Annotated in this window: 19 protein-coding genes and 1 tRNA gene; 14 read left to right on the forward strand and 6 right to left on the reverse strand. The window is 71.6% G+C overall.

The window, feature by feature from the left end:
- The first annotated feature begins 11 nt into the window (after positions 1-11).
- From ACFYT4_RS14075 to ACFYT4_RS14095, 5 genes are all read left to right on the forward strand, one after another.
- Positions 12-974: a DUF6081 family protein gene (locus tag ACFYT4_RS14075; protein ID WP_389267972.1), complete on the forward strand. Its 963-nt coding sequence runs from the start codon at positions 12-14 to the stop codon at positions 972-974.
- Positions 971-1,717 (forward strand): FadR/GntR family transcriptional regulator, encoded by a 747-nt coding sequence (locus tag ACFYT4_RS14080; RefSeq protein ID WP_389267974.1) that lies wholly within the window; start codon positions 971-973, stop codon positions 1,715-1,717. Before ACFYT4_RS14075 ends, ACFYT4_RS14080 begins: the two co-directional genes overlap by 4 nt.
- A gap of 158 nt (positions 1,718-1,875) precedes the next feature.
- Positions 1,876-2,847: a 3-keto-5-aminohexanoate cleavage protein gene (locus ACFYT4_RS14085; protein ID WP_389267976.1), complete on the forward strand. Its 972-nt coding sequence runs from the start codon at positions 1,876-1,878 to the stop codon at positions 2,845-2,847.
- Between the two features lie 129 nt (positions 2,848-2,976).
- Positions 2,977-3,738 (forward strand): SDR family NAD(P)-dependent oxidoreductase, encoded by a 762-nt coding sequence (locus tag ACFYT4_RS14090; protein WP_389267978.1) that lies wholly within the window; start codon positions 2,977-2,979, stop codon positions 3,736-3,738.
- Positions 3,739-3,848: 110 nt separating this feature from the next.
- Complete coding sequence (locus ACFYT4_RS14095) at positions 3,849-4,361, forward strand: nuclear transport factor 2 family protein (protein WP_389267980.1); 513 nt, start codon at positions 3,849-3,851, stop codon at positions 4,359-4,361.
- A 266-nt stretch (positions 4,362-4,627) separates the two neighbouring features.
- Here the strand turns inward: ACFYT4_RS14095 and ACFYT4_RS14100 are convergent, their stop codons facing one another.
- The 4 genes from ACFYT4_RS14100 to ACFYT4_RS14115 all read right to left on the reverse strand — a co-directional run bounded on the left by ACFYT4_RS14100 (position 4,628) and on the right by ACFYT4_RS14115 (position 7,231).
- Positions 4,628-5,638: an acyltransferase domain-containing protein gene (locus ACFYT4_RS14100; RefSeq protein WP_389267982.1), complete on the reverse strand. Its 1,011-nt coding sequence runs from the start codon at positions 5,636-5,638 to the stop codon at positions 4,628-4,630.
- A gap of 195 nt (positions 5,639-5,833) precedes the next feature.
- On the reverse strand, positions 5,834-5,998 hold the full coding sequence (locus ACFYT4_RS14105; RefSeq protein ID WP_389267984.1) for a hypothetical protein: 165 nt from the start codon (positions 5,996-5,998) through the stop codon (positions 5,834-5,836).
- On the reverse strand, positions 5,995-6,453 hold the full coding sequence (locus ACFYT4_RS14110; protein ID WP_389267986.1) for a hypothetical protein: 459 nt from the start codon (positions 6,451-6,453) through the stop codon (positions 5,995-5,997). The genes ACFYT4_RS14105 and ACFYT4_RS14110 overlap by 4 nt, the downstream gene beginning before the upstream one ends.
- Before the next feature lie 7 nt (positions 6,454-6,460).
- Positions 6,461-7,231: an ABC transporter ATP-binding protein gene (locus ACFYT4_RS14115; RefSeq protein WP_389267988.1), complete on the reverse strand. Its 771-nt coding sequence runs from the start codon at positions 7,229-7,231 to the stop codon at positions 6,461-6,463.
- Positions 7,232-7,429: 198 nt separating this feature from the next.
- Here ACFYT4_RS14115 and ACFYT4_RS14120 point away from each other — a divergent pair, with 198 nt between their 5' ends.
- On the forward strand, positions 7,430-7,774 hold the full coding sequence (locus ACFYT4_RS14120; RefSeq protein WP_389267990.1) for a toxin-antitoxin system YwqK family antitoxin: 345 nt from the start codon (positions 7,430-7,432) through the stop codon (positions 7,772-7,774).
- Between the two features lie 175 nt (positions 7,775-7,949).
- On the opposite strand, the gene ACFYT4_RS14125 is transcribed toward ACFYT4_RS14120, so the two are convergent.
- Positions 7,950-9,194: a cytochrome P450 gene (locus tag ACFYT4_RS14125; RefSeq protein WP_389267992.1), complete on the reverse strand. Its 1,245-nt coding sequence runs from the start codon at positions 9,192-9,194 to the stop codon at positions 7,950-7,952.
- A gap of 563 nt (positions 9,195-9,757) precedes the next feature.
- Between ACFYT4_RS14125 and ACFYT4_RS14130 the strand changes: the two genes are divergently transcribed.
- The 4 genes from ACFYT4_RS14130 to ACFYT4_RS14145 all read left to right on the forward strand — a co-directional run bounded on the left by ACFYT4_RS14130 (position 9,758) and on the right by ACFYT4_RS14145 (position 14,109).
- The gene (locus tag ACFYT4_RS14130; RefSeq protein ID WP_389267994.1) at positions 9,758-10,801 is read left to right on the forward strand and encodes a helix-turn-helix domain-containing protein; all 1,044 of its coding nucleotides are present in this window, start codon (positions 9,758-9,760) and stop codon (positions 10,799-10,801) included.
- Positions 10,802-10,970: 169 nt separating this feature from the next.
- Entirely contained in the window at positions 10,971-12,212 is a 1,242-nt protein-coding gene (locus ACFYT4_RS14135) for a glycoside hydrolase family 18 protein (protein ID WP_389267996.1), read from the forward strand.
- 795 nt (positions 12,213-13,007) lie between these two features.
- Positions 13,008-13,274 (forward strand): hypothetical protein, encoded by a 267-nt coding sequence (locus ACFYT4_RS14140; protein WP_389267998.1) that lies wholly within the window; start codon positions 13,008-13,010, stop codon positions 13,272-13,274.
- 556 nt (positions 13,275-13,830) lie between these two features.
- Positions 13,831-14,109: a tyrosine-type recombinase/integrase gene (locus ACFYT4_RS14145; RefSeq protein WP_389268000.1), complete on the forward strand. Its 279-nt coding sequence runs from the start codon at positions 13,831-13,833 to the stop codon at positions 14,107-14,109.
- A 98-nt stretch (positions 14,110-14,207) separates the two neighbouring features.
- On the opposite strand, the gene ACFYT4_RS14150 is transcribed toward ACFYT4_RS14145, so the two are convergent.
- Positions 14,208-14,280 (reverse strand) — tRNA-Arg (locus ACFYT4_RS14150).
- A gap of 310 nt (positions 14,281-14,590) precedes the next feature.
- Here ACFYT4_RS14150 and ACFYT4_RS14155 point away from each other — a divergent pair.
- The 4 genes from ACFYT4_RS14155 (at position 14,591) to ACFYT4_RS14170 (ending at position 20,600) form a co-directional block, all read left to right on the forward strand.
- On the forward strand, positions 14,591-16,195 hold the full coding sequence (locus ACFYT4_RS14155; protein WP_389268054.1) for a dynamin family protein: 1,605 nt from the start codon (positions 14,591-14,593) through the stop codon (positions 16,193-16,195).
- A complete protein-coding gene (locus ACFYT4_RS14160; protein WP_389268002.1) occupies positions 16,192-18,168 on the forward strand; it encodes a GTPase in 1,977 nt (658 codons plus the stop codon). Before ACFYT4_RS14155 ends, ACFYT4_RS14160 begins: the two co-directional genes overlap by 4 nt.
- Positions 18,169-18,431: 263 nt before the next feature.
- A complete protein-coding gene (locus tag ACFYT4_RS14165; protein ID WP_389268056.1) occupies positions 18,432-18,923 on the forward strand; it encodes a single-stranded DNA-binding protein in 492 nt (163 codons plus the stop codon).
- A 264-nt stretch (positions 18,924-19,187) separates the two neighbouring features.
- Positions 19,188-20,600, forward strand: a complete 1,413-nt coding sequence (locus tag ACFYT4_RS14170) for a Cys-Gln thioester bond-forming surface protein (RefSeq protein ID WP_389268004.1) — start codon at positions 19,188-19,190, stop codon at positions 20,598-20,600.
- Positions 20,601-21,289: the final 689 nt, after the last annotated feature.

Here is a 21,289-nt window from a genome sequence, read left to right on the forward strand (position 1 = left end):
GGAGACCTCTCATGACCGAAACCCCCCTGACCGAGGTGCCGGGGACGACAGATCCGGACACACGGGTTCCGGAAACACCGGACCCGGCGACAGCGGCCCTGAACGCGGAGGCCCCCGTGACCGGGACTCCCGGGGCTGAGGCCCCCGGTTCCGGGCCCCGGACGTACGACGACTTCGCAGGGCCGGGACTCGACACCGCCAAGTGGACCCATCTGGAGTACCCGATGCAGGTCGGCCCGCCCTGGCGGTGCGCCGACCCCGGCGCGGTGACCGCCGTCGGCGACGGCACCCTGGCGGTGGACATCGAGCGCTTCCGGCTCGCCCACGACACCGTACAGATCATGGACAATCCCAAGTATCTGCTGCTGTCCACCGAGGAGTTCGCCCTGCCCGACGCCGGACGGGCGGTCTTCACGGTGGACATGAGGGCCACTTCCCGGGGCGGGGACCGGCACGACTACCGGGACGGCGTGGCCGCGTTCAACGTCCTGGACATGGAGACCGGCTCGGTCTTCGACGTGGCCGCCAACAGCGAGCACGTCTGGGCCATCCACGAGATGCTGCCGGTGCCCGGCGCCCCCGAGGAGCCGTTCACCCGCATGGTGGAGGACCCGTTCGCCGGGGTGGCACCGGGCACGGGCGCCGTCCGCCGCTGCCAGGTGGTGATCGACACCGCCGGGGGCCATGTCCGCTGGGTCGTGGACGGCCGGATGATCCATCAGGCCAACGGCATCGCCTTCCCCTCGCGCGTACGGGTCGGGCTCGGCATCTTCACCCTGCACCCCGTCGGCCCGGACGGCAGCCGGTCCGTGAACGGTCAGGGCGTCTCGGCCGCGTGGAGCGGTCTCACCGTCGCGTACGGGGATTCCGTCGGGTCCGGCGGGGGCGCGGGACCCGGAGGCCGTACCCCCGGACCGGACGGGCCCGGTGGACCGGACGGGCCCGCCGGGCGTACGGAGAACGGAGCATCGTGACGTCCGCGGAGCCTTCCCCGGCGGCGGGCGCGGGCGCGCCCGGGTTCCGGCCCGCGCGCCACCTCCGCCTCTACCAGGACGTGGCCCGGCAACTGCGCGAGGCGATCCTCTCGGGGCGGTACCGCCCGGGCGACCGGCTGCCCACGGAGCCCGAGCTGATGAGCACCTTCGGCGTCAGCAGGGCGGTGGCCAGACAGGCGACCATGAATCTCGAACACGAGGGTCTGGTCGAGGTGCAGGTCGGCTCCGGGGGCGGCGCCTTCGTCGCCGAACCGGGGGCGGACTCCGTGCACCGGGCGCTGGAGAACCATCTGCGCCACAGCGGGGTGACCGTCGCCGACTACCTCGCCGCCAAGCGCGCCCTGGAACCGGCGCTGGCCGCCGCCGTCCTCAGCGGCGCGACCGACGGTGACCTGAGAAGGCTCCAGCGGAACATCGACGACTCGCGGAAGGCGTACGAAGAAGGCGCGGACCCGGCCGAACTGCTGAGGCTGAGCCTGGAGTTCCACGAGATCATCGCCACGGCCAGCGGCAACCCCGTCCTGGAGGCGCTGTTCATCGCGCTCGTACGCATGGGACAGCGGGTCCCCGCCTTCAACTCCGCCTCGGCGCCGCACGACTGGGAGCATCTCTTCGAGGAGCACCGCCGGCTTGTGACCGCGCTGCGGGACGGCGACTCCGCGCGCTTCACCGGGCTGCTGCTCCAGCACCTGGACTCGGTCGGCGAGATCTACTCGGTCTGACCCTCCCCGTTCACCCCCGATTCCCCGGCACCGGGCTCGTCGGCCCCCGGCCCCCCGATCCCTTGGTGCCCCGATCCTTTCGTGCCCCGAACCTTCACGCCTCCGTGGCGTCGTGCCTCGCTCTCCACCGTCCGATCCACCATGCAAGGGAAGCCGTTGTGACCACCCCGCCCTCCCTCTGGGACGCCGCTCGCGCGGAGATGGAGGAGTACGCGTTCGTCGCGGACTCCGCCCTCCAGCCGCAGTGGGACGTACCCGAGAAGATCGCCATCAACGTCGCCGTCGCCGGACGCGCCGGACCGGCCGGCTCCCCGGACCACCCCGTGGACATCGAGGAGTACGTGGACGCCGCGTCGCAGGTCATCGAGGCCGGCGCGTGCGGAGTCCATATCGACTTCACCTGGGTCACCGACTCCGGGGGCCGCCGCCTGGACCGGGATCTGCCGCCCACCGAGGCATACGGTCTGGTCCTGGAGCCGCTGCGGGCCCGCTTCGGCCATGACTTCGTCGCCAATCTGAACGTCCTCAACGGCAAGACCTTCGACGAGTGCCTCAGCCCCGCCCGCGAGGGCCTCGCGGAGGTCGCGCCCTGCGCCGCCGGGCATCCCGAGGCGTTCGTCACCCCGGCCGTGAAGACACTGCTGGAGTGCGGGGTGAGCCCCGAGATCGTCGTCCACAGCTCCGGTGAGGTGGAGTTCGCCAAGCGCAGGCTGTTCGACACCGGGATCATCGCGCCGGGCGAACAGACCAACTGGATCATCCTGTACGGGCTTCCGGTGGACGTCGGCCGCACGCTGATCTCCGGCGCCTGGGCCGACGACGCCAAGTCCATGGCGACACACCTCTTCCTGATGGTGGAGCAGATCCGCCGACTGGACCCGCGAGCCGCCGTCACCGTCTGCAACGCGGGACGCGCCGGGCTCTACATCACCACCCTCGCCACGATGATGGGCCTCAACATCCGGGTCGGTCTTGAGGACAGCTGCTGGAAGAACCCCAACAGCGACGAGCTGATCGCGAGCAACCTGGAGCTGTTCCGCCGGGCGCGCACGCTCGCCGCGGAGCTGGGGCGCACACCCGCCACGGCCGACGAGTACCGGGTGCAGATCGGTCTGCCCCCGCGAGGCTGAACGTTTTTTCGCCACTTCCCCACCAGCGGCGAACCGAGTCGCCGCGGCCGTACCCACGAGTGGGTCCGCGGGGTGCGCCGTCGGGCCGGGCTTCGAACCGAATTCGAACCGAACAGGGAGCACAGACGTATGGACATCAGGGATCGGGTCGTCATCGTGACCGGCGCGGCCAGTGGCATCGGCGCCGCGACCGCGCGGCTGCTGGCCGACCGGGGCGCGAAGGTCGTCGTCACAGACATCAGCGAGTCGGGCCGGGAGATCACCGCGGCCATCCGCAAGGACGGCGGGGACGCGGAGTTCATCAGAGCGGACGTCGGCGTGGAGGAGGAGGCGGAAGCCCTCGTGGCCGGGGCGCTGGAGCGGTACGGGAGACTCGACGGCGCCTTCAACAACGCCGGTGTCGAGCAGTGCGCCACTCCGCTCCACCGGCTCACCGGCGAGCAGTGGGAACGGGCGATCCGGGTGGACCTCACCGGGGTCTTCCACTGTCTCAAGTACCAGATCGCGGCCATGCTCGCCGCCGGCACCGCCGGGTCGATCGTCAACACGGCGTCCGCGCTGGGGCAGGCCGCCATCCCCAACGCGAGCGAGTACGTGGCCGCCAAGCACGGAGTCGTCGGCCTCACCCGGGCCGCCGCCGCGGACTACGGCACGCACGGGATCCGGGTCAACGCCGTGCTGCCGGGGATCGTGGAGACGACGATGGTGGCCCGCCTCTCGGGCGACCCCACCTTCTCCGCGTACTTCGACACCCTGCGGCAGCGGCATGTGATGGGCCGCTTCGGCAAGCCGGGCGAGATCGGCGAGTCCGTGGCCTGGCTGCTCTCGGACAGCTCGTCGTTCGTCACGGGCGCGGCGATCTCGGTGGACGGGGGGTATCTCGCGGTATGAGCGGATCGAACGGGAGCGGTACGGGTCCGGATGGCGCGGGCCGGAGTACGGCCGTCGCGGGAGCCGGAGTAAAGACCGAAGCGAAAGCTGGAGCGGACGTGGGAGTGGACGTGGGTGCTGCGGCAGTGGGTACGAGTGCTCCGGGTACGGGTGGCACGGATGTTCCCGGGGCGGCGGCTGGTGCCGCGGTCGCGCGGATCGTCGACGAGGCCGAGATCGCGCGGCTGCTGACCACGTACGCCTGGTGTGTGGACGACAAGCGCTGGGACGACTGGGAGGCGTGCTTCACGGCCGACGCCGAGATCCGTATGCCGTTCGCGTCCTACGACGGTTCGGCGGGGCTCGGCGCATGGGGCAGGGCCGCGCTCGCGCCGTTCGAGAAGACCCACCACATGAGCGGCAACGCCGAGATCACCGTGGAGGGGGACACCGCCTTCGGGCGCACGAAGTTCCAGGCGGTCCACATTCCCCGGGCCGACCGGCCGGCGGTGTACTTCACCGAGTCCGGCACCTATCTCTGGCGCTTCCGGCGTACGGGCGAGGGCTGGCGTATCCGGCGCTGCGAGATCGAGGTCGCCTGGACCGCGGGCGACGACGAGACGGGACTCGCGGGCGGCCACTGAGCGGACGGGGCCGGGCCGGCTCGGGCCGGGCCGGTCTCCCCGCGGTGGGCGGGTGCCGGGACGCCGGCGCGTCCGGGCCGAACGGCCGTCCTGTCGGTCGGCGCCGGATCGGCCGGGGTCGGGGGCGGGGTCGGGGTTGGGGTCGGGGTCGGATCGGTCAGGCGCGGGCCGCGCGGGCGCCGGATCGGCAGGGTCCGGTCGGCCCGGGGGGCGCCGTCGAACCAGCGTCGTCCGCCCGGGGGCAGACGGGACGTCGACGACGCGGCCTACGAGACCGGGAGGTCCGCCGGGAACCTCCACGGGCAGGGGGTGAGACGGGAGCGGGCCGTATGGATGGAGCGGCGGTCCTCCTCGGGGCCCGCCCCCGGACCCGGCAGCAGGGGGAGGACCGCGCTGCGGCCGGACCGTACCGCCTCGTGGCCGCGCGCGATCACCGACAGGCTCTGCGCGGGACCGGCTTCGACGAGCAGCCGGTCGCCGTCCGCGAGAATCCGGTCCAGCGTCGGCCAGAACAGCACGGGAGCCGTCGGATGGCCCGCCCAGAACGCGGGGTCGGCCGCCTCGTCCGGGCTCAGCAGCCGGGTCGTGTACGCCGAGTACAGGGGTGTCCGCGGCGAAGCCGGACCCAGCTCGCGGATCAGCGCCTCGGCCGGCCCCGTCAGGGGTGCCAGCGCCGGGCTGTGAAACGGGGTACGGGTGGCGAGCGGACGGCTCGTGAGCCCGTCCGCGGCGAGCCGGCCCGCCACCGCGCGCAGCGGCTCCGTGCACCCGGACAGGACGGTGTGCCGGGGCCCGTTGACCGCGCCGACGACCACACCGTCCCCGAGGTAGGGCGCCAGCTCGTCCGGGGTGGCCACCACGGCGAGCATCCCGCCCGCGGGGACGCCGCGCTGCATCCGTACGCGCTCCCACAGCAGCCGTACCGCGTCCTCCAGCCGGAAGACCCCGGTGAGCGTGGCCGCGACGAACTCGCCCATGCTGTGCCCGAGATACGCGTCCGGGCGCAGCCCCCAGCTCTCGGCCAGCCGCCCCATCGCATAGGCGACCGCGAACAGCAGCGGCGCCGACCGGCTGTCGGTGTCGAGCGGCTCGACCGGGTCGTCCGCCAGCCAGTCGGACCGCACCGCCTCGCACTCCGGGCCGAGGAGGCCCAGGACGGAGTCGACCGCTTCGGTGAAGACCGGCTCGTGCCCGTACAGCCCGGCGGCCATCCCCGGATGCTGGGCCCCCGTGCCCGGGAACATCAGGACCACCGAGCGCCGATGAATGAGTGTCATGCCCCCAGGCTGGGGGCCGTGGGCCGGGCAGCGCTCCACCGACACGTACGGAAGCCGCCGAGTCCGCCCACGGCCCGCGCGCTCGCCCCTCACCGGTGATCCCCACGGCCCGCCCGCTCACCGCCTCAGCGGCCCGGGAGACCCCGACCGGCCGGGCGCGGGGCGCACGGCGCCGAGGGCGTCGGCGCCGGGTTCTCAGACGGGCTTCTTCCGCATCAGGAACAGCCCCACGGCCGCCCCGATCACCACGATGTCCGTGCTCAGGTTCACCGCGAGCTCGGTGCCGCCCTCGAACAGCAAGTCGCCGCAGATACCGGCGGCCAGGCCGACCGACAGCAGGAACCAGAGCAATCGCTTCATCGGGCGTCGAGCACCGCTTCCCGCCCGGTGCGGGGCTCACCGCCCTCAAGCAGCCGGAAGGGCCCCAGCGCGGCCGACGACCAGCCGTGCCCGTACAGCGGATCGTCCAGAGCGACCGGGCGCCCGTGCTCGTCCGCGATGCCCATCTCCACCGTGCGGTCGGCGACCACCTTCCGAACGCCCGGCACCCCGGCCGCCTCGCGGACCAGCCCGGCGGGCACGGTGACCCGTTCGGCGTGCGCCGGGTCGAAGTCCTCGGCGACGTCCATGTGCTGCCGCCCGCCGACCATGACGGTCGCGCCCGCGTACCGCTCGGGCGACACCCCGGACGTGAGCCCCGACATCAGCAGGACACCGCAGGCCGTGACGACCGCGGTCCCGCAGAACAGGGCGACGAAGGCGGCGACGAACCCGCCCCTGCGATTCTTGATCGTGCTCCACGCGATGTCGAACACGGCGCGCTCACCGGTTCCCGAGGTGGGTCATACGGTCCGCGATCCGCTCGGCCGTCGGCCGGACCAGCTCCCCGGCGGGCCGGCCGTCGGCCAGGAACACCACCGAGTCCGCGTACGAGGCCGCGACCGGGTCGTGCGTCACCATCAGCACGGTCTGCCCGGTCTCGTCGACGATCTGCCGGAACAGCTTCAGGACCTCCTGACCGGTCCGGGTGTCCAGCGCGCCCGTCGGCTCGTCCGCGAGCAGCGCGTCGGGCCGGGTCACCAGCGCACGGGCGATCGCCACCCGCTGCTGCTGCCCGCCGGAGAGTTCATGCGGCCTGCGCTCCAGCCGCCCGCTCATCCCGACCCGGTCGACGACCTCGCGCAGCCACTCCTCGTCCACGGGCTTCCCCGCGAGCCGGGGGACGAGCGTGATGTTCTGACGCACCGACAGCGCGGACATCAGGTTGTACGCCTGGAAGACATAGCCGATCCGCTCCCTGCGCACCGCCGTCAGCGCCGACTCCTTCAGCCCCGACAGCTCGGTCTCCCCGAGGTAGACCCGCCCGGAGGTCGGGCGGTCGAGCCCGGCGAGCGCGTGCAGGAACGTGCTCTTCCCCGATCCGGACGGCCCCATGACCGCGGTGAACGACCCGCGCGGCACCCCGAGAGTGACATCCCGCAGCGCGGTGACCGCCGTGTCCCCCGTGCCGTACGTCCGCGTCACGGACTCCAGCCGCATGGCGAGTGTGCCCGAGTCCACCGCGTTCGCGGACGCGTAACCAACCGTTGTCATCGATTCATGCCCTCCGTTTGCCCTCGGGAACACGCTAGGAAGGGCGGGTGGGCCGGGACGAGCCGTCTGCCTCCCGTAGGGATGGTGGAGCCCGCTACACCGCGGGCCGGACGGGACCGTCACCGGACGCACCACGGCCGTCCGGGAGGGCTCGTTCGCCGTCCGGACTCCGGAGGTCCGCGCTCCTATGCTGGCCCCATGGCTGAGGAGCACTTCAAGGACGGCACCCTGTCGGGCAGGGGCGAGTACGCGGACGGCGAGCGCACCGGCCCCTGGACCTTCTGGTTCCGGAACGGCCGGGTGAAGGCGGAGGGCGTCTACAAGGACGGCCGGCTCGACGGCGAGTGGATCTGGTACCGCGAGGGCGGCGGCCTGTTGCAGCAGGGAGCCTTTGTGGAGGGCCTGCAGCACGGCCCCTGGCGCCGCTGGCACGACAGCGGCGAACTGCTGGACGAAGGCGAGTACAACGCCGGCAAGAAGACCGGTGAATGGGTCACCTACGACAAGGCGGGCAAGGAGACCGGGCGGCGGACCCACCGCTGACCGCGCCGGACCGCCGGGGCCCACGACCCACCGCTGACCACGCCGCCGCCGTGCGGCCCACGGCCCCGGATTGCCGGCGGCGTCACCGGGAGGGCGTGCCCGGTGCGACACCGCCGCCGTGCCCCGGGCCGCCGTGACCCGGGCCCGCCGTGCCCCGGGCCGCGAAGGACGCGGGTCAGCTCCCGGTGCTGCTCGGGGACCCGAGGAGTACGGGCAGGTCGACGATGTCGTTGCCTATGAAGGAGCGCTGCGGCTGTATCCGCTCCGGCGCCACGGCGAGCCGGATCACGGGGAAGCGTTCGAAGAGCGCGGGCAGCGCGACTTCGGCCTCCAGCCGCCCCAGGGGTGCCCCCATGCAGTAGTGCACGCCGTGCCCGAAGGCCAGGTGTGCCTTGTCCTCGCGGCTGAGGTCGAAGGTGCCGGGATCGTCGTGGACCCCGGGGTCACGGCCGGGGGCCCCGAACCCGATGAGCATCGGCTCGCCGGCCCGGATGACGACCCCCTCCCCGAGATCGATGTCCTCGGTCGCCCAGCGCATCGGCATGTGGATGACCGAGGAATGCAGCCGCAGGGTCTCCTCGACGACCTCCGGCCAGGCGATCTCCCCGGCCAGAACGGCCTTGAGCTGCCCGCGGTGGGCCAGGAGTTCCCGTACCGCGTTGTCGATGAGGGAGATCGCGGTCTGGCTGCCCGCACCGATCATCAGGAACAGTGTGGACAGCAGCTCCTGCTCGCTGAGCCGGTCCTCGTCCTCCTCGCGGGTGGCGAGGAGCAGGCTGGTCATGTCGTCGCCGGGTTCCCGCCGCTTCAGCTCGACGAGCCGCTGCACCACGGAGATCAGCTCGCGGTTGACGGCGGCGGCCTCCTCCTCTGTGGCACCGGTGTCCGCGACCGAGCCGAAGACCTCCATCATCTCGGCCCGCCGGTCCTCCGGAACCCCGAAGAGGTCGCAGATCACCTCGGTCGGCACCCCGTACGAGAATCCGGCCCGCAGGTCCACCGGCTCCTCACCGGCACGCGCCGCCAGGACGTCCAGCTGACGGGTGACGATCGCCTGCACCCGTGGACGCATCGCCTCGATCCGCCGGGGTGAGAACGCCGGCCCCACCAGCTTCCGGAGCCGCGTGTGGTCCTTCCCCTCCGCGTTGAACATGGACTCCACGTCCACCCACGGGAACAGCCACTTCACGGCCCCGGGCCGGTACCCCGGCACGGACTTCCTCGCGTCCCTCGTGACGCCCGGGTGCGTCAGTAACCGCCTGATCACATCCCCGCGCGTCACGGACCAGGCCACCACCCCTTCGGGCAACGCCACCCGCACGGCCGGCCCGGCCTCCCGGAGCCGGTCCATCTGCTCGTACACGCGTCGGCCGCCACTGCTGTCGAGTCTCACCAGGTCATCGGTGCGGGGGCTGGTCATGGGTAACCTCCCGTGGCCGTGCGGAATTCTGCGGACTTTACGGGACGAGGCGCATTTCCTGCCCCTCATGAAAGGGGAACCCCGGCCCCGGCACCAGACCGCACGTGCTCCTTTCCCGGGGCTCCCGCCACGGGCCCGCCGTCGCGGTACCACGGGCTTCGGTCACCGTCGCTTCCTCCGGGGGCGGGCGATCTGCTGCTTCCCCGGCGACGTGCGAGGAGACATGGGCCGGACGGGGGACGGCCCCGGCCTCGGAACGTCCCCCGCCGCCTACGTGCCGGCCATGATGCCCACGGGCGCTCGGACGTACCCGAATGGCCCGACGCCGGGAGCCCGGCCTCCCGTACGCGCACAACAGACGTAGGACCACCCACCCGATTCCGGACCCTCCGCCGCGTCCCCGCGGCCGGTGCTCCGTGTCGCCCACCACTCCGGGGCGCACCCCGGCGGCCTCCCCGCGCGCTGTCCGACGTGCTTCGGTCTTTGCCCGAACGCGGTCTGTCTCGTGGCCGGGCCGGGGCGGTCCACTGGAGCGTCGGAGGATTCGGGAGGGATGCGTCGTGATGGAGAGTGTGTTCCGGGGCGAGGAACTGGACCGGGCGGACCGGTTCGAGTGCTGGCGGGAGCTGGCCTGCGAGGCTCATGCGCCGACTGATGTGACCAGTGAGCATGCCGCCGACTTCCGGGCGTCGATGGGGGTGATGAGTCTGGGAGCGGTGCGTGTATCGGCGTACGACCATCCGCCGCTGCGGGCGCGCCGAACTGCCGGGCTGGTCCGGCGGTCCGATCCCGAGCTGTATCTCCTGTGCCTGGTCGTGGAGGGGCAGGGCGGTTTCGTCCAGGCCGGCAGAGAAGCGGTGCTGGAGGCGGGGGATCTGTGGTTCGCCTCCACATCCCTTCCGTACAAGGGGTGGCTCGGCTCTGACGGACGCCGGGTCGCGATGAAGGACATTCTCCTTCCGCGGGCGTTGCTGCCACTTCCCTCCGGCAGGGCGGACCGCCTGATCGGGAAGCGAATATCCGGCCGGGACGGCATCGGTGCGCTCCTCGCCCAGTTCCTGACCGGCCTCGTGGCACAACCCTCGCTTCATGGGCGGCCGTCGGACAGCGCCCGGCTGGGCACCGTCGTCCTCGACCTGTCCGTAGCCCTCCTCGGACACCACCTCGGCACGTCCGCCGCGCCCGAGGCCCACCCCCAGGCACTCGCCGTGCGCATCGATGCCTTCGTGCACCAGCACCTGGGCGATCCCCGGCTCGGGCCCGAGACCGTCGCGAGGGCCCATCACATCTCCACCCGCTCCCTGAACCGGCACTTCCAGCGGCGCGGTACCACCGTGTCGGCGTACATCCGGGAACTCCGCCTCGACCGCGTCCGGCGCGACCTGGCCGATCCCCGGTTGTCCGCCCGGTCGATCCACTCCATCGCCGCACGCTGGGGCTTCCCCCAGCACGCCCACTTCAGCCGCGCGTTCCGCACCGCGTACGGCATCACACCCAGCGAACACCGGGACAACGCCCGCCGAGGAGCGGCCGGCGCGGAGAGCCGGCCATCCCGTCCGGCCGGCCGACGACGCCCTCACGGACCCTCGGCGGACTGCCCCGAGTAGGCCATCCGCGTGGGCCTGGCCGATTTCCCCTGGGTGCGGCCCCGGCACCGGCAGGGCCCATTGACCGGGTGAGCGCGTCCTCCTACGGTGCCCCTGGCAGGGCCATGCCCATGCCACATCGCTCCAGACGGTCGACAGTCACCCGTTCGTTCTCCCCTGAGGAGATCCGATGACCACTCCCCACCGTCCACGCACCCGATTACGGGTTCTGATCGCCGCGGCCTGCACCGCCGCACTCGGCGCGACTCTGCTCACCGGCACCCCCACCGCATCCGCACGCGAGAGCGAGCCGGTGGCGATGGCGCCCCCGGCGGCCACGGCTCCGATCGCCCCGCCCCGGAACAAGGTGGTCGGCACCTATACGAGCTGGAGCATCTACGGCCGGAATTTCCACGTCAAGGACATCCAGACATCGGGTTCGGCCGCGAAACTGACCCATATCCGATACTTCCACGGCTATGTCGGGAGTACCGGCTGCCAACTCGGGGATGGTTACGCCGACTTCAACAAGTTCTACCACGCCGCGCAGAGTGTGGACGGCGTCGCCGACACCTGGGAACAGCGGGTGTGGGGCAACTTCAACCAACTCCGGAAGCTCAAGAAGCTCAACCCGGGTCTGAAGGTGCTCCTGTCGTTCGACGGCTGGTCCTGGTTGAACGACCTCGGCGAGGCGCCCGCCGACGCCAAGGCGCTTGCCCGGTCCTGTCACGCGGTGGTCGAGGATCCGCGCTGGGCCGATGTCTTCGACGGTATCGACATCGACTGGAAGTATCCCAACGGTGGTCGGAAGTCGCTCCGGAAGCTGATGTCCGCGATGCGCGCGGAGTTCGACGACGATCTGGTGACCGCGACCATCACCGCCGACGCCGCTCCGGGCGGCGGGATCGACGCGGCCGACCACGAGGGCGCGGCCGACCACGTCGACTGGTTCAACGTGATGACGTACGGGCTGTACCACACGTCGCACACCCGTGGCCCGACCGCCCCGCACTCGCCCCTGCGGGCCTACCCGGGCATCCCGCGCCGGTACGCCACCACCGACGCGGCGATCCGCAAGCTCAAGGACCTCGGCATCCCCGCCGGCAAGCTGTTGCTCGGCATCTCCTTCGAGGGCCACGGCTGGACGGGCGTCACCCGGCAGACGCCGGGAGGAACGGCGACGGGCCCGGCGCAGGGCACCTACGAGCCGGGCGCCGACCACTACCGCGTACTGAAGGCGACATGCCCGGCCACCGGGCGGGTCGGCGGGACCGCGTACGCGCACTGCGGTACCGACTGGTGGAGCTACGACACCCCGGACACGGTCGCGGGAAAGGCGGCGTACGGGAAGCGGCAGGGCTTGGGAGGCACCTTCCTGTGGGACCTGAGCGGCGACACCCCGGACGGTGAACTGATCAAGGCGATCCGCTGACGGGAGGCGGTTTCCTCCGGATCACCGTGCGGCACAGGTGAAGGATGGCTGCGGCGGAAACCCGGCCGACGCCTGTGCCGTCCACGATCGCGGATGGTCAAGGCGCTTGCTCTATGAGCGGCGTGCTCCGGGCCACGAGAAAGCCTCACCGGCGTTTTCGCAGGTGAGGCTGTGTGCGCGCCCCCGGCAGGACTCGAACCTGCGGCCAAGCGCTGAGAAGATGTGGGCACACCCCTGGGACCCGGCCTACCAGGCCATCGTTGCCGCCGTGGTTGGCCGCCGACGGCTGTCCTCGTCTGCTCCCGTTGCCGTCATCGTTGCCGTCGATGAGGACGCGGATTCAGGTGCACGCTTTCCACCTGTGTTGGCGCCTGTCAGGGCTGTGTGCAGGGGCATTCACCTGCGTTCATGGCCGCCTGGCCCTCGGCGCTGGGAGGGCTTCGGGTCCCGCCTGAACGACCGTGAACGGGGCTGAACGAGACGGGAACTGAGACGGCCGGGTGGGTGGCCGAGCCGTCTCGTGCGGTGTGACCTTCTGATCCGTAGCTCAACTGTCGTCTTCGGCCGCCCTCGGACGGCCCACAGACGGCCCCAGGGATAAGCCCGGGCTTGGACAGCGTCACGCCAGGCGCGACGGGCAACGAGGTCTCTTGCCCGCTCAGTTCGTCCAGTTGCTTCATGATTTATGCGGCCGTGGGAGTGGTCAAAAGATGAGTGACGTTACGCTCTGATCCTTTTTGCGCATCGTTCTCCATGTATCTGCCCGATCCGGGGCACAGCAGCGGAGGAGAACATATGAGAACCGTCCAGAAGATTGCCTCGGTGGCCGTAGCCACCTGCGGAATCCTTCTCGCTGGCGTCACTGGGGCCAGCGCTGCCCCCAGTGACGGGGGGGACAACATCCCCGTGCTCAGTAACATCAACAAGCTCAACTGGGACGATTCGCCCTTCTGCGGAATTCAGGTCAAGACCGAGGACAGCAAGCAGAAGACGTCCTGTCCGGTAGTGCATAACGAGGGCAGCTCCAACAGCCCGGTCTACATCATCACCTTCGGAGACTGATCTTTCATAGCGGTCCGGCGGTTCGCCCGTCGGACCGTTTTGCTTGTCGGGGCGTTGGCAGGCAGGTGAGTGATCCGGCTGTTGTGCCGGGTGGGCTCCCAGGGCTTCGGCAGGTTCGGCCTCGCTGCGGTTCATCATGCGGCGGTCATTGAGGCACGCGGTTGGCGTAGCGACTTTGGCCGGGAGCTGCTTTGGCGCGAGTGATCACGGCCCCGTAAAGCACGACGTTGGGACCATGATCTTCGAGGCTCGCGCTGAAGTGGCTGGCTGAAGTCGCGGAGCCGACCGCCCCAGCCACGACGTGTTCTGACCTCATGCCCGTGTGCCTGCCCGGAGGAGGGAAGCGACGACGGGTGCTTGACCGGGGATCGCTGGAGATCCGCACCGCCCTCCAGCGGGTCGACGGCGCGCTGACGCTGACCGCTCCCAAGACGCGCCGCTCGGAGCGTCCCGTACCGCTCCCGGCCGTCTGCGTGGATGCCCTCCTCCGGCATCAGGCCGGCCAGGCGGCGGAGCGCGCAAGGCGGCGGGGGAGCGCTGGCAGGAATCCGGACGTGTGTTCACCACCAGGCGCGGCACGGCCATCGAGCCGCGGAATCCCAACTGGCACTTCTACCCGATCCGCGAGCGGCCGGGCCTGGAGGTCCGCTTCCACGGCCTCCGGCACACCTGCGTCACCCTGCTGCTCGGGCTCGGAGTCCCGCCGCACATCGTCCGGGACATCGTCGGGCACAGCGCGCTGGACGTGACCATGAACATCTACGCGCATGCCGGCATGACCGAGAAGCGGGCCGCGCTGGACCGGCTGGGAAACCTGCTGACCGACGAGTGCTGACCGACGAGTGAGGCCGTTGCCGTCAGCGCTGCCGTCGGCGACGCGAAACGCCCCGGAATGAGTGATCATTCCGGGGCGATTTTGCTGGTCAGGCGGTGCGCCCCCGGCAGGACTCGAACCTGCGGCCAAGCGCTTAGAAGGCGCCTGCTCTATCCACTGAGCTACGGGGGCCGGGTGGTGGCCGCGGATACCGGAGCCCGTGGGTCCGTGGCCTTGCCGGGGACAAGGATAGGGCTCCCATCACCTTGACCCGGTTGCTTCGCCTGCGTGGCTCTTTGTGGAGGTTCGGTGAAGCGAACCGATAATCGCAGGCAGGTGCGATTCCTGCATCGCTTTTCACGCCTCGGCTCGTGGGTGTTGTGCACTCGTTATGCCTGCGTCCCACTCATCCCGTCTGTCCCGTGTGTCCGACCGGCGCGCAGGGCATGGCCATACGCTTCAAAAAGCAGCCAAAATTAGGCATTCTTCGCATGTGGTGACCTTGGATGCACGGCCTCAGCTGATCGACGCCCTTACCGCCCTTCGCGACCGTGTCGCCGCCGTGCGTCTGCCCCTGCCGCTGCCCGGCGCGCACCGGGCCAGACAGACGCGGGTCGAGCTGCTCGCCCAGCTCGACGACTATCTGGTGCCGCGGCTGAAGTCCCCGGGGGCACCGCTGCTCGCCGTGGTCGGGGGGTCGACCGGGGCCGGGAAGTCCACGCTGGTCAATTCGCTCGTGGGGCGGCGGGTCAGCGAGGCGGGGGTGCTGAGGCCGACCACCCGGACGCCCGTTCTCGTATGCCACCCGGACGATCACCACTGGTTCGCGGGGATGCGGGTGCTGCCCGAGCTCAGCCGCGTATGGCTGCCCCACCAGGACGAGGCGGTCGAGGAGAGCGACGAGGGCGCCCCCGAACCGGACGGCGGGAACGAGCTGCGGATCGAGAAGGCGTCCAATCTGCCCCGGGGGCTCGCCCTCCTCGACGCGCCCGACATCGATTCCCTCGTCGTCAAGAACCGGCTGCTCGCAGCCCGGCTCATCTGCGCCGCCGACGTCTGGGTCATGGTCACGACCGCGTCCCGGTACGCGGATGCCGTGCCCTGGCATCTGCTGCGTACCGCGAAGGAGTACAACGCCACGCTGATCATCGTGCTCGACCGGGTGCCGCACCAGGTGATCAACGACGTCTCACGGCAGTACGCGGCCCTGCTCACCAAGGCCGGGCTCGGCGAGGTGCCCCGGTTCACCATCCCCGAGCTGCCGGAGTCCGCGGGCGGCGGCAGCGGACTGCTTCCCACCACCGCCGTGGCGCCGCTGTTCGCCTGGCTCGCCCACCGGGCGCAGGACCCGGCCGCCCGCCAGCAGGCACTCGGGCGGACGGCGACGGGGGTGATCGACTCGCTCAACGCGCGGATGCCCGAGCTGGCCTCGGCCGCCGCGGGGCAGTACGCCGCCGCCGTACGGCTCATGGGTGTCGTCGAGGAGGCGTACGAGAAGGAGCGCGAACGGGTGAACCGTCAGCTCACCTCGGGTGCGGTGCTCGCCGGGGACGCGCGGACGCGGTGGCGCGGGTTCCCCCGGGACAGCTCCTCGGGCGAGCTGCTGGACGCGCTGGTCGGCAGTCTGTGCGCGCTGGTGCAGTGCGCCGTCGCCGCCGCGGATGAGCATGTCCACGACGCCTGGCGCAGGGAGCCGGGCGCGGCCGGGGTCACCTTCGACGGGCGGCTCGATCTGGAGGCGGCCGAGCGCATCGGGATCGCCGTACGCCGCTGGCGCCGTGAGCTGGAGGAACTGGCCGAGGAGGAGGTCCGCGGGCTGGAACCGAGCGCCGTGCCCGACTCCGAGACCGTGGCCGCGCTCGTCGCAGCGGCCCTCCTCGGCGGCCGGAGGACCCGCGGCGCGGGCGAGCAGCTCGCCGAGCGGCTCGGCGCCCAGGTCGCGCTCCGGCTGCGCGACCGGGGCGGCGAGCTGATGACCACGTACATCGACGGCGTACTGAACAGCGAACGCGACCGGCGGCTCGCGCCCCTCGACGCCCTCGATGTGACCCCCGAACCACAGGCCGAACTGATCGCCGCGCTGTCCGTACTGCAGAAGGTGAGGTGACGGCGTTGAGCGCCATCACGGGCGACGAGAACCAGATCCGGTCCGGGGACTGCCGTACGGACGGCTGTACGGGCGGGCACGGGAACGGCCCGGGGGACGGCCGTGCGGACGGAGGCTCCGGCGGTTGTACGGAAGATAGGTTCGGCGAGCTTACGCAGGGCCGCACCGGCGACCGCGGGGACGACGGGTCCGGTCGGGCCGGCGGGCGCTGGGACGACGGGCTGATCGCCCGCCGCGCCATCGGGCCCGACACGGCCGGGGGAGAGCCGGAGGAGGACGCCGGGCCGGACGACGAGCACCTACCGATCGGCGGTACTTACTGCGGACCGTTGCGCATGCGCCTGGACGCCCTGCGCGAGCTCGTCGGCCTCTCCCGTACGAGACTGGAGAGCGGCGCGCTCACCGAGGCCGGGCGGGTGCTCGACGAGGCCGCCGCCCGGCAGCGGCTCTCCTCACGGCATACGGTCGTCGCCGTCGCCGGTGCGACCGGAAGCGGAAAGTCCACGCTCTTCAACGCCCTCGCCGAGGTCCCGCTCTCCGAGACCGGACTGCGCAGGCCCACCACCTCCGCGCCGATCGCGTGCAGCTGGTCGGAAGGGGCCGCCGGACTGCTCGACCGGCTCGCGATCCCGCCGAGGCTGCGCCGCAGACCGCTCGCGGGGGGAGCGGAGGAGCTGTCCGGGCTCGTCCTGGTCGATCTGCCCGACCACGACTCGGCGATGGTCAGACACCGCGAGCAGGTGGACCGGGTGCTGGCACTCGTGGACGCGGTGATCTGGGTCGTCGATCCGGAGAAGTACGCGGACGCCGCCCTGCACGAAAGGTATCTGCGCCCGCTCGCCGGACACGCCGAGACGACGTTCGTCGTGCTCAACCAGATCGACCGGCTGCCCGGGGAGGCCGCCGACCTGGTACTCGACGATCTGCGCAGGCTCCTCGACGAGGACGGCATGGCGCTCGGCGAGCACGGCGAACCCGGGGCCACCGTGCTCGCGGTGTCCGCTCTTACGGGTGAAGGTGTCGGGGAACTGCGAGACCTCGTCGGTTCGTTCGTCCAGGAGAGGACGGCCGCCGCGCGCCGGCTGGCCGCCGATGTGGACGCGGCGGCGCTGAAGCTGCGTCCGGCGTATGTCGCCGAAGGGCGCACGGGTCTCGACGAGCGGGCCCGCGAGGACTTCGCGGCGCGGCTCGCGGAGGCGGTCGGCGCCAGGGCCGCGGGCGAGGCCGCCGAGCGGGAGTGGCGCAGGCACGCGGGCCGGGCGTGCGGGACGCCATGGCTGCGGCTCTGGCGCTGGTACGAGCGCACGCGTACGCCGGGGGGCGGGGTGTCCCCGGTCACGGTTCCCCTGGAGGAGGAGCCGACGGCACGCCAGCGCGTCGAACAGGCCGTGCGCACGGTCGCGGACGAGGCGGCTTCCGGGCTGCCCGCGCCCTGGGCGCAGGCGGTGCGCGAGGCGGCGGTCCGCGGGGCCGACGGGCTGCCCGAGGCCCTGGACGAGCTGGCCGCCCGCGAGGCGGAAGCCACGTGCAGGCGCCCGCTGCGGCCCGCCTGGTGGCCTGCGGCGGTGCTGGCGCAGGCGTCGATGACACTCCTGCAGATCTACGGCGGCCTGTGGCTGGTCGGCCAGATCGTCGGGGTCCTGGAGCCGGGGCTGATCCTGCCCGCGCTGCTGATGCTCGCCGGGATCGTCGGCGGGCCGCTGGTGGAGTGGGCCTGCACGGCGGCGGTCCGGGGGCCGGCGCGGCGGTACGGACAGGACGCCGAGCGCCGGTTGCGGGAGGCGGCCGCGGGGTGTGGGCGGGCGAGGGTGCTCGATCCGATCGCCGGGGAGCTGATGCGGTACCGGGAGGTACGGGAGCAGTACGCGACGGTCGCGGGCCGGGCGGGCGCCGGCGGTGCCGGCACGCGTCCGGGGGGCGGCGCGCGCGGCGGACTCGTTCCCTCGGCGGACGGGACGCCGCGGCGCGGGTAGAGGAGCAAGGGGGGCGGCGGAGGCGGGACCCGGGACCGGGGTGCACTTTCGGGGGCCGACGGTGCCCCGGGGGCGTGACACGTGCGTGAGAGTGCGAGGCGGGCGTGGGGGTGACGGGGTTTTCCACATGCTCGCGGTCGTCCACAGGCCCCGGCGGGATCTTTGGAGCCCGTCCAGCATGGAGATCCGGCCGGACCACAAGGGCGGCCGGTTCGACCGAAGCGATCGCCCGGCGCGATCGACTGGACGGGGAGGTGGTCGCCGTGCACGACACCATGGTGACGCTGGTGGGCAATGCCGCCACGGGCGTGGAGTACAAGGAGGGCGCGACGGGCGGGGTCGCGCGGTTCCGGATGGCGGTGACACCGCGACGGTGGGACCGGCAGACGGGGACCTGGACGGACGGGCACACCAGCTTCTACACCGTATTCGCCTGGCGGTCGCTCGCCACGAATCTGGCGGGTTCCGTTTCCGTCGGTGAACCACTGGTGGTCCATGGCCGTCTGAAGGTGCGTGAGAGCGACCGGGAAGGATACGGCGATGTGCCGGGCGGGCCGCGCAAGACGTTCGTCGACATCGAGGCGGTGGCGGTCGGACATGATCTCTCACGCGGGACATCGGCATTCCGGCGGGGGATGAAGTCCGCGCCGGAAACGGCCGGACATCAGCCATCGCGTGATCCGGAAAAAGGGTCGAATGCGGCGGTCGGGACAAGTCCGGCGGCGGTGGCGGTGGTTCCGCTATCCGGCCCCTGACCTGGGGCGGAACAGTCTCCATCTCCTTTGAAAGCGTGGAGATTTGTCGACTCGGAAAGAGAGTCGGGGGCGCTGGGGTAACGATTTTGAGTCGGAATGCTTATCTGACGGTATGACTGGGGACCGTGCGGCCTTGCGTCCATAGGATTCCCCGGTACTCACGGGGCACTTGAGTCAGTTAGGCGAGGCACACTCCCCACGCGATACCACCGCGAATGGCCTCGCCCGGAGGGGATTTCTGTGTTTTCCACGTTCTCTGCGTCGGTGCGACGCAGTCGTTCGACCGTTCGTCGCATAGCCGCCGCCGTGGCGGTGACCGGTCTCGTCGCGACGGGCTCGCTGATGGGCGCGGGTGCGGCCGCGGCCGCGGACGGTCCTCAGCACCAGGGTGGCGCCGTCGCCACGCTCGACGGGCTGAAGACCTTCGACGGGTCCAAGATCTACTGGAAAGGGGAGGAAGAGCCCCAGACCATGAACGCCGGCGTGTTCGAGATGACCGTCGACGGCGGCGGCAAGCTGAAGACGTACTGCATCGACATCTACAACCCGACGGTGGACGACGCGAAGTACCAGGAGACTCCCTGGGAGCAGACGTCCCTGAACAGCAATGAGAACGCCGGCAGGATCCTCTGGATCCTCAAGAACTCCTACCCGGAGGTCGACGATCTGACGGCGCTGGCCGCGAAGGCCGGCACCGGACCGCTCACCGAGAAGACCGCGGCGGCCGGTACGCAGGTGGCCATCTGGCGCTTCTCCGACGACGTGAAGGTCACCGCGGACGACGAGAACGCGGAGAAGCTCGCCACCTACCTGGAGAAGAACGCCGCCAAGCTCCAGGAGCCGAAGGCCTCGCTCACCCTCGACCCGAACGCGGTCTCCGGGAAGCCGGGCAGCCGCCTCGGCCCCGTGACCGTCCAGACGAACGCGAGCAGCGCGTCGCTGGCGCTGTCGGCCGACGCCATCGCCGGCGGGGTCAAGCTCGTCGACGAGGCGGGCAAGCCGGTCACCTCCGGCGCCAACGGCTCCAAGGTGTTCTTCGACGTCCCGGCCGGCGCCGCGGACGGCACGGCGACCCTGACCGCCCAGGCGACCACGTCCGTGCCGGTGGGCCGGGCGTTCGCGCCGGCCGTCGGCAAGAGCCAGACGATGATCCTCGCGGGCTCCAGCGAGTCCACGGTCACCGCGAACGCGACGGCGAGCTGGGCCAAGACCGGCCCGATACCGGCGGTCACGGCCGAGAAGAACTGCGCCAAGGGCGGCGTCGACGTCACCGCGAGCAACAAGGGTGACGAGCCGTTCACCTTCAAGCTGGCGGGCTCGGAGCACACCATCCCGGCCGGTGGCTCGAAGACGGTGTTCGTCCCGGTCGCCGAGGACCAGGCGTACGAGATCACCATCAACGGTCCCGACGGGTTCAAGGAGACGTTCAAGGGCGTCCTGGACTGCAAGACCAGCCCGCCGTCCGACCCGGAGCCCGAGAACCCGAGCGAGCCCAGCCCCGCCTCGGCCGGTGGCACGTCGACCTCCACCTCCACGAGCGGTGGTGGCGGTGACCTCGCCGCGACCGGCAGCTCCAACTCCACCCCGCTGATCGCGGGCATCGCGATCGCCCTGGTCGCCGTCGGCGGTGGCGCGGTCTTCGTCCTCCGAAAGAAGAAGACCTCCATCGCGGAGTAGACACCCTGAGCGCGGGGTGACTCCGCGCTGACGACGGCCCCGGGACGCCACGGCTTCCCGGGGCCGTCCGCCGTCCCGGGGCCGCGCACCCCCATGCCGCGCCGGTTCCGTACCACCGCCCCGGTCCGGTTCCCGTACCCGTGCCGCTGCCCGGATCCGCCCCGACCCGGGCGCCGAGTCCGCCCTCGCCCGTGTCGGCCGACCTCGCCCGACCCGGGTGCCGGTCCCACCCCCCCGCCCCGGGTGCCGGCCCGCCCTCGCGCTTGTGCGCCGACCTCGTACGCCGACGTCGCCCCCAACCCCGTACGCCGGCCTCGCCCCGACCCGGGTGCCGGTCCGTCCCCGCGCTTGTGCGCCGACCTCGTACGCCGACGTCGCCCCCGACTCGGTGAGCCCGCCTCGTCCCCGTACGCCGACCTCGTACCCCTGCCCCCGCCGGCGGGGGCGTCCGAACCCGTATGCCGATCCGCTGGTGTCCGCTGGTGTCCGCTGGTGTCCGCTGATGTCCGGCGATCCGCACCCGGCCCCACAGGCGCCGCACCCACGCCGGGCTCCCACACCCGGGACCCACCCGTCCCACCGCGGGCCACAGGCCCGCCCCGGGACCCGTCCTGCCGCCGCGCACGACCCGGCCCGGCGCCGGGGCGGGCGCCCCGGCGGCGTTACCGGTTTCCTTCGGGGGTCCGGCG

It is taken from the genome of Streptomyces sp. NPDC004609 (genome assembly GCF_042873655.1).
Taxonomy (GTDB): domain Bacteria; phylum Actinomycetota; class Actinomycetes; order Streptomycetales; family Streptomycetaceae; genus Streptomyces.

Coding starts and splice junctions, on each gene's coding strand:
- ACFYT4_RS14075 (WP_389267972.1), top strand. CDS start 12: ATGACCGAAACCCCCCTGACCGAGGTGCCGGGGACGACAGATCCGGAC.
- ACFYT4_RS14090 (WP_389267978.1), top strand. CDS start 2,977: ATGGACATCAGGGATCGGGTCGTCATCGTGACCGGCGCGGCCAGTGGC.
- ACFYT4_RS14100 (WP_389267982.1), bottom strand. CDS start 5,638: ATGACACTCATTCATCGGCGCTCGGTGGTCCTGATGTTCCCGGGCACG.
- ACFYT4_RS14105 (WP_389267984.1), bottom strand. CDS start 5,998: ATGAAGCGATTGCTCTGGTTCCTGCTGTCGGTCGGCCTGGCCGCCGGT.
- ACFYT4_RS14115 (WP_389267988.1), bottom strand. CDS start 7,231: ATGACAACGGTTGGTTACGCGTCCGCGAACGCGGTGGACTCGGGCACA.
- ACFYT4_RS14120 (WP_389267990.1), top strand. CDS start 7,430: ATGGCTGAGGAGCACTTCAAGGACGGCACCCTGTCGGGCAGGGGCGAG.
- ACFYT4_RS14125 (WP_389267992.1), bottom strand. CDS start 9,194: ATGACCAGCCCCCGCACCGATGACCTGGTGAGACTCGACAGCAGTGGC.
- ACFYT4_RS14130 (WP_389267994.1), top strand. CDS start 9,758: ATGGAGAGTGTGTTCCGGGGCGAGGAACTGGACCGGGCGGACCGGTTC.
- ACFYT4_RS14135 (WP_389267996.1), top strand. CDS start 10,971: ATGACCACTCCCCACCGTCCACGCACCCGATTACGGGTTCTGATCGCC.
- ACFYT4_RS14140 (WP_389267998.1), top strand. CDS start 13,008: ATGAGAACCGTCCAGAAGATTGCCTCGGTGGCCGTAGCCACCTGCGGA.